The sequence below is a fragment of the Candidatus Frankia nodulisporulans genome (assembly GCF_902806475.1).
Taxonomy (GTDB): Bacteria; Actinomycetota; Actinomycetes; order Frankiales; family Frankiaceae; genus Frankia; species Frankia umida.
The window spans coordinates 1-16,070 of the sequence record NZ_CADCWS010000081.1; the positions used below are offsets into that span (position 1 = coordinate 1).

General features: G+C 74.6%; 11 protein-coding genes. 9 read left to right on the top strand and 2 right to left on the bottom strand.

Annotated features, from left to right (window positions below):
• Window positions 1-86: 86 nt before the first annotated feature.
• Window positions 87-2,435 carry a bi-domain-containing oxidoreductase gene (locus G6R24_RS10015; RefSeq protein ID WP_163548991.1) on the bottom strand — a complete coding sequence of 783 codons (2,349 nt, stop codon included), beginning with the start codon at window positions 2,433-2,435 and terminating at the stop codon, window positions 87-89.
• 138 nt (window positions 2,436-2,573) lie between these two features.
• Here G6R24_RS10015 and G6R24_RS10020 point away from each other — a divergent pair, with 138 nt between their 5' ends.
• From G6R24_RS10020 to G6R24_RS10060, 9 genes are all read left to right on the top strand, one after another.
• Complete coding sequence (locus G6R24_RS10020; protein WP_225438344.1) at window positions 2,574-3,842, top strand: MraY family glycosyltransferase; 1,269 nt, start codon at window positions 2,574-2,576, stop codon at window positions 3,840-3,842.
• Window positions 3,839-4,804: an NAD-dependent epimerase/dehydratase family protein gene (locus G6R24_RS10025; RefSeq protein ID WP_163548993.1), complete on the top strand. Its 966-nt coding sequence runs from the start codon at window positions 3,839-3,841 to the stop codon at window positions 4,802-4,804. Before G6R24_RS10020 ends, G6R24_RS10025 begins: the two co-directional genes overlap by 4 nt.
• Window positions 4,805-4,826: 22 nt before the next feature.
• Window positions 4,827-6,194 (top strand): glycosyltransferase family 4 protein, encoded by a 1,368-nt coding sequence (locus G6R24_RS10030; protein ID WP_163548994.1) that lies wholly within the window; start codon window positions 4,827-4,829, stop codon window positions 6,192-6,194.
• Window positions 6,191-7,267: an NAD-dependent epimerase/dehydratase family protein gene (locus G6R24_RS10035; protein ID WP_163548995.1), complete on the top strand. Its 1,077-nt coding sequence runs from the start codon at window positions 6,191-6,193 to the stop codon at window positions 7,265-7,267. Before G6R24_RS10030 ends, G6R24_RS10035 begins: the two co-directional genes overlap by 4 nt.
• Entirely contained in the window at window positions 7,264-9,273 is a 2,010-nt protein-coding gene (locus G6R24_RS10040; protein WP_163548996.1) for an alginate lyase family protein, read from the top strand. Before G6R24_RS10035 ends, G6R24_RS10040 begins: the two co-directional genes overlap by 4 nt.
• Before the next feature lie 218 nt (window positions 9,274-9,491).
• The gene (locus G6R24_RS10045; protein ID WP_225438345.1) at window positions 9,492-11,156 is read left to right on the top strand and encodes a lipopolysaccharide biosynthesis protein; all 1,665 of its coding nucleotides are present in this window, start codon (window positions 9,492-9,494) and stop codon (window positions 11,154-11,156) included.
• The gene (locus G6R24_RS10050) at window positions 11,098-12,039 is read left to right on the top strand and encodes a TylF/MycF family methyltransferase (protein ID WP_163548997.1); all 942 of its coding nucleotides are present in this window, start codon (window positions 11,098-11,100) and stop codon (window positions 12,037-12,039) included. The genes G6R24_RS10045 and G6R24_RS10050 overlap by 59 nt, the downstream gene beginning before the upstream one ends.
• A gap of 35 nt (window positions 12,040-12,074) precedes the next feature.
• Window positions 12,075-12,761 (top strand): arsenate reductase/protein-tyrosine-phosphatase family protein, encoded by a 687-nt coding sequence (locus tag G6R24_RS10055; protein ID WP_225438346.1) that lies wholly within the window; start codon window positions 12,075-12,077, stop codon window positions 12,759-12,761.
• Window positions 12,758-14,389, top strand: coding sequence for a Gfo/Idh/MocA family oxidoreductase (locus G6R24_RS10060; RefSeq protein WP_163548999.1), 1,632 nt, complete (start codon window positions 12,758-12,760; stop codon window positions 14,387-14,389). The genes G6R24_RS10055 and G6R24_RS10060 overlap by 4 nt, the downstream gene beginning before the upstream one ends.
• 2 nt (window positions 14,390-14,391) lie before the next feature.
• Here the strand turns inward: G6R24_RS10060 and G6R24_RS10065 are convergent, their stop codons facing one another.
• Complete coding sequence (locus G6R24_RS10065; protein ID WP_225438347.1) at window positions 14,392-16,062, bottom strand: putative bifunctional diguanylate cyclase/phosphodiesterase; 1,671 nt, start codon at window positions 16,060-16,062, stop codon at window positions 14,392-14,394.
• Between the last annotated feature and the right edge of the window lie 8 nt (window positions 16,063-16,070).

Below are 16,070 nucleotides of genomic sequence, written 5' to 3' on the forward strand. Positions count from 1 at the left end.
ACAACCCGTCCTGCCCGGTAATCCCGGTAATCAGCGCACGCGGCACGTCGAGTGTCCTTTCAGGGAGATGGTCTTGGGGGTCGGGCTCAGCTCAGGGCTACGGGAAGGGCCGGATCGACGGCGTGGGCCGAGTCGACGGCGTGGGCCGAGTCCACACCATGGGTCGAGTCGACGCCGTGGACCGAGCCGACTCCGTGGGCCGGGTCGACGGCCACGGCGGAGTCGACACCCAGGGCGTCGGCGGCGGCGAGGGTGGCTCGGCTGGAGGCGAGCAGGTCCGCGGTGAGGCTGGTGTCGCCGCCACGGCACATCCGTAGGAAGGCCGCGGCGGCTTCGCGATGACCCTTGTCCTGGGCGCCGCGCCACCGCACCTGCCCGTCGACGACCAGCTCGCGGTAGTCGTCGAGCTGCACGTGACGGTCGCCGGCGAGCGCCTCGACCTGCTCCTTGCGCGCGGTCCGGGGGCGCGCGCAGCTGTAGGCGATCGTCGACAGGGAGCCGTCGACGTGTCGCAGGGAGACGGTGAGATCCGAGGCGAGCAGCAGTTCGCCGTCGCGTCCGGCGAGCGCCGCGACCGCCTCGACGGGGCTGCCGGCGAGCGCCGCGCAGGCGTCGACGAAATGGCACACCTCGCCGAGCAGCCGTCCACCCTGGACCCGGTCGTGGTACCAGTGGCCGTCCGGGACAGGTCCGGCGGCGACCCGGTACACGGTGCTCAGCGGGCCCGTCCGATGGTCGAGCGCGGCCCGCGCGGCGACCAGCGCCGGGGAGAACCGTCGGTTGTAGCCGACGACCAGGGCGCCGCCGCCCTGCGCCGCGGCCCGCTCCACCCGGTCGAGGTCGTCGACGGTGAGCGCCAGCGGCTTCTCGCACCACACGTGCCGGCCGCGGGTCAGGGCTCGCACGGCCAGGTCGGCGTGGGTCGCGTGCGGGGTGGCGATCACCACGACGTCGATGTCGTCGTCATCGAGGACCGCGTCGGCCCCGGCCACCGCACCGGCGAACCCGTGCCGGTCGGCGAACGCCCGGGCGGAACGTCCACCGGCCGAGGCGACCGTGACGAACTGGTCGAACCCGGCGGCGCGGAAGGCCGGCAGCAGCACCGAGCCGGAGAAGCCACCCGCGCCGATCCAGCCCACCCGGCTGCCCCGCCGCGTGGCCGCCGCGGTCACCCTCGCCCCGCGCTGCCGCGGAATCCGCACCCGCGCCCGCGGACCGGACGGCGCACCGGAGTCCGCGGAGGTGGCCGATCCGACGGAGGGAACCGACGAGGCCGACGAGGCCGACTCGGCCGTCAGGTTCGGCCGGGTGGACGGGGGCGGGTAGTCGAAGCGGATGGCGAGGTAGGGCTCGGTGCGGGCGGCGACGAGCTGGTAGGCCGCCGGGGCCTCGTCGATCGGGTAGGCGTGGGTGACCAGGTCGTCGACCTGGAGGCGGCCGGCGGCGAGCAGGTCGAGGACGGCCTCCTGGTTACGGCCCTCCGTCCAGCGCACCTGGCCGGCCGGATAGTCGACGCCCCACTCCTCGTAGCTGCGTTCGTAGCGGCCCGGCCCGTAGGAGCGGGCGAACCGCAGGGTCAGTTCCTTCTCGTAGAACGGGGTGCGGGCGAGGTCGAGGCCGACGTCTCCGACGACGACCAGCGGTGCCCGGTCGCGGGCGATGGCGGTCGCGCGCATCACCGGCTTGGCCGAGCGTCCGGCGGCGCAGACGAGCACCGCGTCCGCGCCGCGCCCGCGGCTCCAGTCGAGCACGGCGGCGGTGGTCGCCTCGCCGGCCTCGGCGTGCGCCGACACCCCGGCCGCCCGGGCGGTGGCCAGGGGGAGTTCGGCCAGGTCGATACCCACCACGTCGCAGCCGCTGGCCAGCGCCAGGCGGGCGGCGAGCTGGCCGACCAGGCCCAGACCGACGACGGCGACGCGGCTGCCGGGCCCGACCTCGGCCAGACGCAGCCCGTGCAGGGCGATCGCGGCGATCGTGGCGAAGGCGGCGGCGGCGGGCTCGACCTCGTCCGGTACCCGGGCACAGAGCAGGCCCGGTACCGACTGGTATTCGGCGTGGTTGGCCCGGCCCGCACCGCCGGTGGCCACCAGATCGCCGGGACGGATACCCGCCACCGCCGAGCCGACCTCGACCACCTGCCCGCAGCCGCTGTACCCGAGCGGGACGTCGCTGCCCAGCCGCTCCCGGACGGTGCGCACGGCCGAGCCGAGGCCGTCGGTGCGCGCCTTCGCCGCGACCTTGCGGACCAGGTCCGGGCGGGCCCGGGCCTTCGCCACCAGGCTCGCGCGGGCCAGTTCGGTCACCGCCCGCTCCGTACCGGCGGACACGATCGTCGCGGCCGTGGCCACCAGGACCTCGGTCGGGCCGATCACCGGGACGGGAACGTCGACGACCCGTACCGACCCCCCGGACGCCGCCTGCACCACCTGTTTCATCGCGTGCACCCTTCCGGCTGTGTCGCCGCGACGGAACACTCGCGGCCGTCATCGTGCAGCGTAGTGTAGTTGATGCACTACATTCAGCGACGAAGGCCGTTCGGAGGCCCCCCGACGTGTCAGAGCCGGAGGAACGGCATGCAGCCAGCGCTCGCCGCCGCATGCGTCACCGCGTGCGGCGCCACCGCGGTGACGACCCCAGTCGTGCTCGCCGCGATGCGCCGACTCGCCGCCATCGACGAGGTCACGGCGCGTTCCTCGCACCGGGCACCGACGGTGCGCGGCGGCGGAGTGGCCGTGGTCCTCGGCCTGTTCGTCGGGGTGCTCACCGCGGTGCTGGTGGCGAAGCACGACGGCCCGAACCTGCTGCCGTTCACGGCGGCCGCGACCCTGTTCGGCCTGATCGGGCTGGCCGAGGACGTCGGTGGCGTCACCGCGATGCGCCGGCTCGCGCTGCATGTCGCGGCGGCGTTCGTCATCACGGCGATGACCGTGCTCGCCGCGGTACTCGGCGATCCGACACCCGGCCTGGCCGCGGTGCTGGCCGTCACCGTCTGCGCACCCCTGTGGATCACCGGCTTCGTCAACGTCTTCAACTTCATGGACGGCATCAACGGCATCTCGGGGATGAGCGCCGCGCTCGCCGGCGGCACCCTCGCCGCCCTCGGCGCCCTGCGGGACGCCCCCGCCGTCAGCGCCGGTGGCATTCTCGTCGCCGCCACCGCCCTCGGTTTCCTGCCCTACAACTTTCCCCGCGCCCGGATCTTCCTCGGCGATGTCGGCAGCTACACCCTGGGCGCCGTCATCGCCGTGCTGACCACGCAGGCGGTGCTGGTCGGCGTCCCACTGGAGGCGGCGCTCGCCCCGAGCGCGCTGTATCTCGCCGACACCTCGGTGACGCTGCTGCGGCGGGTCCGCGCGGGCGAACCGTGGCACACCGCGCACCGCAGTCACGCCTACCAGCGCCTCACCATCGCCGGTTGGACGCATCCGCAGGTCACCGGCCTGGTGGCGGGGGTGAGCACGATTGTCGTCGCGCTGTCACTGGCGTCCTTCGGGCCCTGGCCGGGACGCCTGACCGCCGACCTGGCCGCCGCCGTGGTCCTGGCCGGGTACCTGCGTCTGCCCGATCGGGTCACGCTCGCGACCGTCACCGCCGCCACGACACCCTCGAGCGCCACCGCGCCGCCCACGGCCACACCGTCGGCCGCGACGCCGTCGCCGACGCTGCCCACCCAGCGGGTGGCACCGTCGGCGTCACCCAGCCCAGCGGCCGGCGCCACGGCCGGCGTCTCCGGCGACACGTCGGGAGGCACGTCGGGAAGCCCGGCGGCGAGCACCCCGGCGGCGAGCACCCCGGCGGGGCGGACGTCGGCGGGGCGGACCTCCGGGCGTGACGCGTCATGAGTCGGGTCGCGGTGTTCGGCGCCGGCGGGTTCATCGGGACGGCCACGACGGTGGCGTTGCGGGCGGCCGGGCATGACGTGGTGACACGCCGGGCCCGGCGGCTGCGGGTCGACGCCGCGACGCTGGAACATCCCACCTGGACGCCCGCCCGGGACCAGATCGCCCGGCTCGCCGGCGAACTCGACGACGTCGAGGTGGTCGTGAACGCGGCCGGCATAGCCACCGCGGGGGCGGCCCGCACACCCATGCTGGTCGGGGGCAACGCCGCCTGGCCGCGGCTGCTCGCCGACGCCTGCGCGCGGGCCGGGGTGCCTCGGCTGGTGCACGTCTCGACGGCCGCGGTGCAGGGACGTGCCCATGTGCTCGACGAGTCGCTGCGCTACGCGCCGCTGACCCCCTACGCACGGTCGAAGACCCTCGGCGAACAGCTGCTGCGCGACGCCGCCGCGCGCGGACGGGTCGCCGTCACCCTCTACCGTCCGCCTTCGGTACACGGCTCGGGGCGTCGGATGACCGCCGCCTTCGCCGCGTTCTGCCGCCGCTATCCGCTGGTGACCTGCGGCGACGGCGAGCAGCCGGTGCCGGTCGCCCTGATCGGCAACGTCGGCGCCGTGATCGCGGCGATCCTCGCCGCCGAGCACGCCCCGTTCGTCGTCGCCCATCCGTACGAGGGGCACACCGTGCGCTCGCTCTACGAGACGTTCGCGCCGGGCCGCCGGCTGCACACCACACCACCCGCGCTGGTGCGCGGCCTGCTGGACGTCACCGCGCCGACCGGGCAGTGGCTGGCACCGCTGGGCGCGCTGTGCCGCCGCGCGGACCTGCTGCTACTCGGTCAGGCGCAGCGCCCCGGCTGGCTGCGCCACCGCGACTTCGAGCTGCCCCTGGGCCGTCCCGCCTGGCACGAGCTGGCCGCCGCGACCCGCCACGCAGAGCTTCCCCTGTCCTCGCACGTTCCCTGACGCCTGTTGGAGGTCGATCACGGTGCCCCCCACTCCCGGCCGTCGCCGCGTCCTGATCATCACCCACTACTTTCCCCCCGAGATCGGCGCGCCCCAGGCCCGGCTGTCCGAGACCGCGCGCGCCTGGGCGGCCGAGGGGCTCGAGGTCACCGTCCTGACCGGCATGCCGAACCATCCGACCGGGGTGATCCCCCCGGAGTACCGTGGCGCGCTCGTGCGCACCGAGCGGGTGGACGGCTACCGGGTGCTGCGCACCTGGCTCTACGCCACCCCCAACGAAGGGGTGGCACGCAAGACACTCGGCCATCTGTCGTTCATGGTCAGCAGTGTCGTGCTCGGTGGCCGGCGCATCGGGCCGTGCGACGTCATCGTCGTGTCCTCACCGACGTTCTTCCCCCTCGGCTCGGCGTGGCTGCTCGCCCGGCGCCGCCGGGCCCGGCTCGTCGTCGAGGTCCGCGACCTGTGGCCGGCGATCTTCGAACAGCTGGGGGTGCTCACCAACCGGCGGGTGCTGGGTCTGCTGGAACGGCTCGAACTCGCCGCCTACCGGGCCGCCGACATCGTCGTCACCGTCACCGAGGGATTTCGCGACGACATCGTGCGCCGGGGCATCCCGGCCGCCAAGGTGCACGTGGTGCGCAACGGCGTCGACCTGGACCGGTTCCGGCCGGCCGAGGCCGTCCCCGCCGGTCTGCGGGCGCGGCTGGGGGCACCGGGTGACGAGCCGCTCGTCCTGTACATCGGGGCGCACGGCATCTCCCACGGGCTGGTCTCCATCGCCGATGCCGCCGCCCGCCTGGCCGGGTCCCCGCGCGCCGACGCGCGCGCCGTGCGGTTCGCCTTCGTCGGTGAGGGCGCCGACAAACGCCGCCTCGTCGAACATGTCCGTGCGCTGGGCCTGACCAACACCACCCTGCATGACGGGGTGCCCCGCGCCGAGGTCGCCGCCCACGTCGCCGCCGCCGACCTGTGCGTGGTGCCGCTGCGGGACGTGCCGATGTTCGACACCTTCATCCCGTCGAAGATGTTCGAGCTGCTCGCCGCCGGCAAACCGGTCATCGGCACGCTGCGCGGTGAGGCCGCCCGCATCCTGCTCGACGCGGGCCAGGTCGTCGTCGCACCCGAGGATGCCGAGGCGCTGGCCGCCGCCATCACCCGCCTGGCCGCCGACCCCGAACAACGCGCCCGGATGGCCCGCGACGGCCGCCGCTACGTCGAACGTCACTTCAACCGCGACACCCTCGCCCACACCTACAGTGACCTGCTGTTTCCGCCCGATCCCAGCGCGGTGGGGACGCCCGGTGTCCCCACCCAGCGCCAGCCGAAGCCCCGCCCATCGTTCGGCGGCGAGCGGGGCGTCGCCCGACGTGGCCTGAAGGGGACGGCATGAGAATCCTCATCACCGGCGGCAGCGGGTTCCTCGGCCGCCGGGTCGTGGCCCGCGCCGTCGCCGCCGGCCACGACGTACGGGCGCTGGCACGCGGCGATCAGGCCGCCCGGACGCTGCGCGAGCTCGGCGCCACCGACCTGCGTGGTGACCTGGACGATCCGGCGGGGCTCGCGGCGGCCTTCCTCGCCGCCGACGCCACCGCGCTGGTCAACCTGGCCTCGCTCGGCTTCGGGCACATCGGCGCGATCCTCGACGCCACCTCGGCCGGGCATCTGCACCGCGCGGTGTTCGTCTCCACCACCGGCATCCGCACCCGGCTGGAACCGCCGACCAAACGGGTGCGCCTCGCCGCGGAACGCGCGATCGAGGCCAGCGGCCTGGACTGGACGATCATCCGTCCCACCATGATCTACGGCGGCGCGGACGACCGCAACATGGCCCGCCTGCTCACGCTGCTCGCCCACCTGCCCGCCCCACCCCAGCCCGGACGGTCGGGGGGGCGGTCCTGGCGGGTGGGGCTGCCGCCGGTTCCGGTGCCGGTCCCCGGCGCCGCCCATCTGCACCAGCCGGTGCACGTCGACGATCTGGCCGCGACGGTGCTGCGCGCCGTGACCGCCCAGCGCTCCGTCGGCCGGGCCTACGACGTCGCCGGACCATGGCCGCTGCCGCTGCGTGACATCGTCACCGCCGCCGGATCCGCGTTGGGACGCCGCGTCCATCCCCTGTCCGTGCCGCTGGGACCGGCCCTGCTGCTCGCCCAGCGGTACGAACGGCACGCCGCCCGGCCACGGCTGAAGGCGGAGCAGATCGCCCGGCTCGCCGAGGACAAGGCCTACGACATCGGCCCCGCCCGCCGCGACCTCGGCCACCAGCCACGTCCCTTCGAGGCCGGCATCGCCGACCAGGCCGCCGCGATGGGCCTGACCACCCCCCACCCCGCGTCTCCCCCGGCCGCCGGCTCCGCCAGCGCCCTCACCACCGTCACCGCCGCCGCGCTGCCGCCGCCACGCCAGGAGGCGCGGCCTGGCGAGGGACACCGATCGACGCCGGGACGCTCCGGGGCGTCCTCGTGAGCACACCGGCGGAGTTCGGCCGCTACCTGCGCACCGTCGCGCATCTGCGTCCCGGTCAGGTCGTCGCCCGCGGCCGGCTACGCGCCCAGCGCGTCGGACTGCGTCAGGCTCCCCGCCTCGCCGCCGTCCTGCTCCAGGCCCGCCCCTCGCCCGGCTACTGGCCCACGAGCCATCTCCCCCTGGACGGCCAGATCGCGCTGACCGAACCGTCCTGCCCACAGCTGGCCCAGGGCCAGCTCACCCTGCTCGGCCACACCCGTGATCTCGTGCGCTCCGGCCGGCGGGACGCCCGTGGACAGGGCGCCCGCGGGTGGGACTGGGAGCAGGCCGACGCCCCCCTGCTGTGGCGCTACCACCTGCACTACTGGGACTGGGCATGGACCCTGATCAGGGACGGCGCCCCTGGCCGCGCCACGTTCGCCCGGCTCTACCTGGGCTGGCGAGAAGCGATCCCGCTCGGGCACCCGGTCGCGTGGTCACCCTACGTGGCGTCGCTGCGGGCCTGGACCCTGTGCGCCCTGCACCCGATCCTCGCCGCGCCGCACCACCCCACGGCCGATCCCAGCGCGGGTCTCACCGCGGGTCTCACCGCGGGTCTCACCGCGGGTCTCATGGCGCAGACGCGCGCCACGGTGCGCGCCGACCTTGGCACCCTGCACGCGTACCTGCGCACGCATCAGGAGACCGACGTCGGTGGCAACCATCTACTGAAGAACCTGAAGGCGCTGGTCGCCCTCGATATCGCGGCCGGTGACCGCCACGGACTACGCCGCCGGCTGACCGCCCTGGTCCACCAGATCGACCGGCAGATCCTCGCCGACGGCGGCCACTTCGAGCGGGCACCCGCCTACCACTGCCAGGTCCTCGCCGACCTCGACGACATCGCCGGCCTGCTCGCCGCGGTGGGCCGCCCGGTACCCCGCGAGCTGACCGACGCCGCCACCCGGATGCGCGGCTGGCTGTCCACGGTGCTCGGACCGGACGGCACGGTGCCGCTGCTCAACGACGGCTACCCGGTCTCCGCCGCGCTCCTGCGCCGGCTGCTGACCCCCCCGTTCCCCCACCCCGAACCACAGCCGTCCGCCCCACCGTCCGGACCGGTTCCCGTGACCGCGCCGGTCGCCACCACGAACCCGCCTGCCACCCGAACCGCCACCCGAACCGAGGCGCGGGCCGAGACGGGGGGCGAGGCCCGGGCCGTCCTGCTGGCCGAGAGCGGACTCGCCGTCCTCACCGCCGGCGACTGGCATCTGCTCGCCGACGTCGGGCTCCCCTGCCCCGACAGCCTGCCGGCCCACGCCCACGCCGACACCCTGGCCTTTCTGCTCTGGCTCGACGCCGAGCCGATCCTCGTGGACCCGGGAACCTCCACCTACGCGCCCGGCCCGCGCCGCGACCACGAACGCGGCACCGCCGCCCACTCCACGATCACCGTGGACGACACCGACTCCACCGAGGTCTGGGGTGCCTTCCGCGCCGGGCGCCGGGCCCATCCCAGCGCCGCCGCCCTGCACCGCACGCCGACGGCGGCCACCGTCACCGCCGGTCACGACGGTTACCGGCATCTGCCCGGCGCGCCGCACCACCAGCGCCTGTGGCGTCTTGACCAGCACGGTCTCGTCCTGCGCGACCGCGTCGGCGGAACCGGCCAGCACCGCATCACCCTGCGTCTGCACTTCGCCCCCGGCATCACCCTCGCCCCGGACCCCCCGGCAGAGGCATCGGCGTTCCCGTCGCGACCGGTGCTCGTCACCCCGCTCGGGTGGAACCTGCTGCTGCACACCGATGTCCCCGGCCAGTGGCGGCTGCGCACCACCCCCCGTGCCCTCGGCTGGGAGCGCACCGTGCCGGCGCTGAGCGCCGAGCTCACCGTCGACGCCGCCCTTCCCCTCACCCTGCGCACCTCCCTGACGGCGCTGCGCCCCGGCACCCCCGACCTCGACGATCGACACCGCGTCTCCGTGCTCGCCCAGCCGGCCACCCACCCGGCCCCGCTCCCACGCTGACGCACGCACACGACGCGGACGGCCGTCCGCTGTACCCGGGAGCCCACCGGTGGCGGCACACGCGGCGCGGCGCGGCGCCGCCACGGAGCGGCCAGCTATGCCTACAGTGCGTCAAGTAAAGAACACTCTTGGTAAGAATGGCTGCCCGGAGCGGCCTTCGGCACACGCTGTGGACGTCGATGGGAGCCCGGCGGTCGGCGGGGAGGCGGGTCGCACCGATGACGTCCAGCTCAGTGCCGACGTCCGACCCGCCGCCGGCGTCCGGCCAGGCACTGACGTCCGACCAGGCACTGACGTCCGACCAGGCACTGACGTCCGACCAGGCACTGACGTCCGACCAGGCGGCGGCGCACGCGGCACCGGTGGACACGGTGGGCGGCGGCGGGTTGTCCCGTGCGACGGCAGCGGTGCTGGCGGGCAACGCGGGAACACTGCTGCTGGGCACGGCCACCGGTGCGTTGGCGGCCCGGGTGCTCGGGCCAACCGGACGCGGGGAACTGCTCACCCTGCAGACCTGGGCGAGCATGCTCGCGATGGTGCTGAGCCTGGGGGTCTCCCAGGCCCTGGTCACCGACGACGGCGCGGACGAGGGGCTGCTGGCCCCGCTGCTCGCGCACGCGGCGATGGTGGCCGCCATCGCCGCGGCGCTGTTCGGCGCGGCCGCCGCCAGCGGAATCGGGCATCGTGATGATCTCCAGTTCGGGCTGCTCGCGGTGGTCGGGGCGAGCCTGTTCGCGGCGGCGACCGTGGTCGGATCGAACGCGGCGGGCCTGGCCCAGCGGCGCGGCCGGATGGGGGGCGAGTTCCAGGTCGTACGGCTGGTCCCGGCGGCGGGAACACTCGCGGTGTTCGTGCTCTACGCGGTCGTCGGGCAGCACAGTCCCGTGTGGTGGCTCGGCGCGATGGCGTTGACGTCCCTGGTGCCGCCGCTGGTCTACCACCTCCAGGTGCTGCGCCACCCCGGTCCATCCGGTCCACCCGATGCGTCCGATGCGTCCGGTCGTCGGGTCCCCGGGCGTCCGGGTGGGGGGGTGCTGCCGTCGCGGGCGTTCCTGCGGGGCGCGCTCGGGGCGTACGGCACGGTCGTCGGCGCACAGCTGATCTACAAGCTTGACCTGCTGCTGGTGGCGACCCTGCGGCCGGCCCGGGAGGTCGCGTTCTACGGGGTCGCGGTCGCGTTCGCCACCGCCTGCGCCACGATCTGCCAGGCCACCGGGATGGTCGTGTTCAGCCGGCTGCGGACACTCGTCGACCCGCGGGAACGGGCCCGCACGGTGCGGCGGGCGACGCTGGCCACCCTCGGGCTCGCCACCGTGATCTCCACCCCGGTGGCGCTGGTGGCACCGCTGGCGATCCGGCTCGTCTACGGGGCCGACTTCGCACCGGCGACGACGGCCACCCGCGTCCTGGTGCTCGCCGCCATCCCGCAGGCGGTCGACTACCTGCTCATCCACGTGCTGCTCGGCTTTCGCACGGCGCGCACGGTGCTGACGGTGCAGGTACCGGTGGCCGTCGCGACGGTGGCCGGACTACTGCTCGCGCTGCACCACGGGGGGCTCGGCACCGTCGCCGTCGTCTCCGGCGCGACGTACACCGCGTCCGCCGCCGCGCTGTACGTCGCCTGCGCACGCCTGCTCACCCGGGCGGCCGCCGCCGACCCGGCGCACATCCCCGACCCTCGACCCTCCACCGAGCCCCCGCCGACAGCACCGGTGACAGCACCGATGGCGCCGGGGGCAGCCAGACCACGTATCCGCGGCAGGCGGCACCGCCGAGCGCAGAAAACCTCCCCGTCCAGGAGCACCGGACCTTCCAGGAGCAGTGATGACCACGCAGAGCCCCACCCGAGCGGACCAGACCGCGATCACAGAACGCTATCTTGACCTGCTCCGTTCCACGCTGACCTTCACCCTGTGGGACGGCGGCGACGGCAGCGTGTGGGAGCCACGGGGCAACGCCCGGCGGCTCGTCGCCCGGGCCGTCCAGCGCCAGGGCATGGAGATCGTCCGCCGGACACCGCCGGAGCATCGCGGCGACGGACGGGACTGGCCGCGGCTGGCGCACACCATGACCGGCGAGCTGCGGATGCGCAACCTCCAGGAATGCGTCCAGCAGGTGATCCGGGACGAGGTGCCGGGCGACCTGATCGAGACCGGGGTGTGGCGCGGCGGCGCCTGCATCCTGATGCGCGGCGTGCTGGCCGCCTACGGCGTCGACGATCGGACGGTGTGGGTCGCCGACTCGTTCGCCGGCCTGCCCGTGCCCAACCCGCGGTACGCCGCCGACGCCGGCGACCGCCATCACGAGCACAGCGCGCTCGCCGTCTCCGTCGACCAGGTACGGGACAACTTCCGCCGGTACGGTCTGCTCGACGACCAGGTCCAGTTCCTGCCGGGCTGGTTCCGCGACACCCTGCCGCACGCACCCATCGAGCGGCTGGCGGTGCTGCGCCTGGACGGCGACATGTACGAGAGCACCATCGACGCGCTCACCGCCCTCTACCCGAAGCTCGCCCCGGGCGGTTTCTGCATCGTGGACGACTACGGCGCCGTGCCCGGCTGCCGCGCCGCCGTCGACGACTACCGCGCCGCCCACGGCATCGACGAGCAGATCGTCTCGGTCGACTGGACGGGCGTCTACTGGCGCCGCGCCCCTGCCCCCCACCAGACACCCGTCGCCACTCAGAAGCCAGCCGCCACTCAGAAGCCAGCCGCCACTCAGAAGCCAGCCGCCGCGCAGGGGCCGACCGCCCCACACGGGTCATGAGCGCGCCCGCGCGGACCGGTCCGTGGACCGTCCTGATGGTCTGCACCGGCAACCTCTGCCGTTCGCCGCTGGCGCAGCATCTCGCCGCCGCCTACTTCCCGGCCAGGCGGGGCAGCTCGGTGGCCGCCGGGGTCGCCCAGCAGCTGGCGATCGCCAGCGCCGGGGTGCACGCCCGCGCCGGCGACGCGATGCACCGGCACTCCGCCGAACTGCTGCGGGCCAGGGGCCTGGACCCCACCGGCTTCCACAGCCGACGGCTCACCCCCGAACTGGTCGAACGCAGCGACCTGGTGCTCTGCGCGACCCGGGAACACCGCTCGGCGGTGGTCACGCAGTGTCCGCGGGCCCTGCGACGCACGTTCACGCTGCGCGAGTTCGCCCGGCTGACCTCGGCGGTCCGACTCGCCGACCTGCCGATCGGGCCGGTACGTCCAGCCGGGGAGCTACTCGTCGCCGCCGCCCTGCGGGCCCGGGCCACCGGACGGATCGTGCCGGCCGAACTCGACGATCTGACCGACCCCATCGATGAGGGCCGTCCCCGCTTCGAGGCCTGCGCCAGCATGATCGACGACGCGCTGACCGGCCCGATGTCGCTGCTCGCCCAGGCCTGTCAGGTGTGGCGCACCGGGCCGACGCCGGAGCCGGCCGGGCGCGTGCCGCGTCAGGGCGAGGGCGGCGACCGGGCACCGCGGGTGTCACGGCACGGCGCGGAGGTCGGATGAGGATTCTCGTCGCCGACCGCTGGGTGGACGGCTACCTCGACGAGACGACGGTCGCCGGTGGCGTGCGCATCCGACCGACGCTGTGGATCACCCTGTTCCCGGTGGACGGCCAGTACTTCGTGCGCGCCGGCGGCCCACGGGAACTCGCCGCCTACACCCGCGAGTTCGGCGTGCAGGCCGTCGCCCGCAAGGGCCTGAGCCGGCTCCAGGAACGCGGCCGCAACCGTCGTCACGTCGCGGTCGGCCTCGGCGTCATCCTGCCCCCCGACAGCCCCGGCCCATCCGATGCCCGCGGCACGTCCAGCGCCCCCGGCGGGGATCCGCTGACGGTGGGGACCACGGTCGCCTTCGTCGCGCCCGCCCATCCCGCCGGTATGGAACGGGTGGTGCTCGACCCGCGGCTGGTGCGCACCCGCCCGCGGGCCGGACGGGCCCCGGACGCGCCACTGGTGCGACGGGCCCGACCGGCCACCTCCCCGCCGGACGTCGACGACGCGCTGATCGGCTGGTCGCCGGCGTCCGGTGCGCCGCTCGACCCGGCCAGCGTCGACCGACTGGTCGACTGGCTCGCCATCGAATGGCAGGGTCCCCGCCGCGACGACCAGCTGCTTCGCGCCACCAGCGCCGTCGCCACCCGCGCCCCCCGCCGGCAGGCGCCGCCGGACACCCGGTCGGTGACACCCGCCGGGGGGCGCCGACCCACCGCCGCCCTGTTCGGCCTCGGTCACTATGCGAAGACCCAGGTCGTCCCGCACGTCCGCGACCATCTGGACCTGATCCGCATCCACGAGGTCGACCCCGTCCAGATCGGTACCCGGCGCAACGACCGGTTCACGTTCGACACCTCACCGCTGCCCTGTCCGGACGAGCCGACCGATGTGGACCTGATCGCCGGTTTCCATCACACCCACGCGCCGCTGGCCTTGGCCACCCTGCGGCGCGGCGCGGTCGCCATCGTCGAGAAACCGGTTGTCACCACCGAGGCCGACCTGGACGAACTCGAGAAACATCTGGACGCCGGCGGCCGCCTGTTCGCCTGCTTCCAGCGCCGGTACTCCCCGATGAACGCCTGGCTACGGGCCGACCTGCGCCTCGCCGACGCCACCGAGCCGATGCTGTACAGCGCGGTCGTGTTCGAGGAACCGCTGCCGGCGCGGCACTGGTATCGCTGGCCGGCCTCCCGCAGCCGGCTGGTGAGCAACGGCTGCCACTGGATCGACCATTTCCTGTGGCTCAACGACTTCGCCCCGGTGCGTCGCCAGACGGTGTCGGTCGCCCGCGGCGGCACCTACACCGTGTACGTGGAACTCGCCAACGACGCGGCGTTGTCCCTCGTGCTGACCAGTGCCGGCGGGAGCCGCTACGGGCTGCGCGAACACACCGAGCTACGGGCCAACGGGGTCACCGTCACCATCGTGGACGGCGCCCGCTACACCGCCGAGGCGGGCTCCCGGCTGCTGCGCCGCCGCCGGGTCAACCGGTTGGACGCCTACCCGGCGATGTACCGCGACATCTGCACCCGGCTGGTCACCGGCGCACCCGGCGACACCGCCCGGGAGATCCGGGCGACCGCCGACCTCACCCTGCGCCTCGACACCGCCGCGACCGCCGACGCCGGACCCGGCTGAGCTCAGGACGCGGCGCGGTCGACCGGGGCGACCCGGTAGCCGGCGGCCCACCGGGTCGCCCCGGTCGTCGCCGGCCCGACGACGGCACGTCCCGCCGGGCCCGCGGCCGCCACCGACGGCGGTGCGCTCAGCGCGGGCCCGGTGGTGAGCGGCCGGGCGGAGAGCCGGGCGGCCCATTCCCCCAGCCAGATGACGATCCGGTCGCCGGCCATCGGACCGGCGATGAAGAAGCCCTGCACCTCGTCGCACTGCCAGTCGGCGAGGGTCTGCCAGGAGCGCTGCGTCTCGACCCCCTCGACGACGATGCGCATCCGCAGGGCGTGGGCGAGCCGGACGGTGGACCGCACGATCTCCGCGGCCGCCGGGTCGGCGTCGAGATCCCGCAGGAAGGTGCGGTCGAGCTTCACCTCGTCCGCGGGCAGTTCCCGCAGGTAGGTCAGCGAGCAGAAGCCGGTGCCGTAGTCGTCGAGGCTGACCCGCACGCCGTGGCGGCGCAGCCCCACCAGGGTGCGTCGCGCCGCGTCCCGGGCCTCGACCAGGGTGTCCTCGGTGAGCTCGATGACCAGCACCGAGGACGGCAGCCGGTGTCGGGCCAGCGCGATCCGCACGACATCGACGAACGAGGTCTCGACGATGACGGACGCGGGCACGTTCACCGAGACGGTAAGGAAGACCCCCCCGGCCCGCCACCGCGCGCAGTCGGCCAGCGCCTGGTCGAGCACGAACCGGGTGAGCCGCGGCATCAGCCCGGCCCGGTCGACCTCGGTGAGGAACGACCCGGGCCCACGCAGGCCGTCGACCGGATGACGCCAACGCACCAGGGCCTCGACCCCGCTGATGCGGCCGCTGCGCAGGTCCGCCTTGGGCTGGTAGGTCACCTCGATCTGGCCACGGTCGAACGCCTGGCGCACCTCGGCCCGCAGCAGCAGCCGCGCCCGGTTGACGGGGGCCTCGCCGGGCTGGCCGTCCCGGGCACGTTTGTGCGCGTGCATCGCCTGCTCGGCGTGCCGCAGCAGTTCGTGCACGGTGCGGCCGTGCTGCGGGGACCGGGCGATGCCGATGCTCGCGTCCGGCCGGACCGGCGTGGCCGCCAGCATGACCGGTGGTTCGAGGGCGGCCCGCAGGTCCGCGGCGACCCGTTCGCAGCGGGCGGCGTCGATCCCGCGGAGCAGGACGGCGAACCCGTCCCCGTCGATCCGCGCCAACAGGGTGGACGCGGGCAGCGCGGCGCGCAGACGGCTACCGACCGTGGCGATCAGGCGATCGCCCTGCTCGTGTCCGAGCGCCAGATTGACATCCCGCATCCCGTCCAGATCGAGCAGCAGCAGCCCGACCGGGGCGACCCCGCGGGAGCGGTGTCCTCCCCCGCCGAGCCAGCGCCCGGCGACGTCGAGCAGATGCCGCCGGTCAGGCAGCCCGGTCAGTTCGTCGCGCCCCGGTGCGCGCCAGCCGGCCCCACCGCCGCTCGCCGCCCGGCCCCGCAACCGGGTGAGACCGAAGGCGACCGCGGTCAGCAGAAAGGTCGCCAGGGACGCCAGCAACGCCGACACCACGCTGGACGCGACCCGCGCCGCATCCGACGTGCCGGCCGGAGACGCCGCTGCCGAACGAAGGCCGACCTCCACCCCGCACACGAGCACGATCACCGCGAACAGGACGCTCGCGAACACGATCGCGCGGA

Bases quoted from the DNA above. Each gene is read 5' to 3' on its own strand.
- G6R24_RS10015 (WP_163548991.1), bottom strand. From the start codon at position 2,435: ATGAAACAGGTGGTGCAGGCGGCGTCCGGGGGGTCGGTACGGGTCGTC.
- G6R24_RS10020 (WP_225438344.1), top strand. From the start codon at position 2,574: ATGCAGCCAGCGCTCGCCGCCGCATGCGTCACCGCGTGCGGCGCCACC.
- G6R24_RS10025 (WP_163548993.1), top strand. From the start codon at position 3,839: ATGAGTCGGGTCGCGGTGTTCGGCGCCGGCGGGTTCATCGGGACGGCC.
- G6R24_RS10035 (WP_163548995.1), top strand. From the start codon at position 6,191: ATGAGAATCCTCATCACCGGCGGCAGCGGGTTCCTCGGCCGCCGGGTC.
- G6R24_RS10045 (WP_225438345.1), top strand. From the start codon at position 9,492: ATGACGTCCAGCTCAGTGCCGACGTCCGACCCGCCGCCGGCGTCCGGC.
- G6R24_RS10050 (WP_163548997.1), top strand. From the start codon at position 11,098: ATGACCACGCAGAGCCCCACCCGAGCGGACCAGACCGCGATCACAGAA.
- G6R24_RS10055 (WP_225438346.1), top strand. From the start codon at position 12,075: ATGGTCTGCACCGGCAACCTCTGCCGTTCGCCGCTGGCGCAGCATCTC.
- G6R24_RS10060 (WP_163548999.1), top strand. From the start codon at position 12,758: ATGAGGATTCTCGTCGCCGACCGCTGGGTGGACGGCTACCTCGACGAG.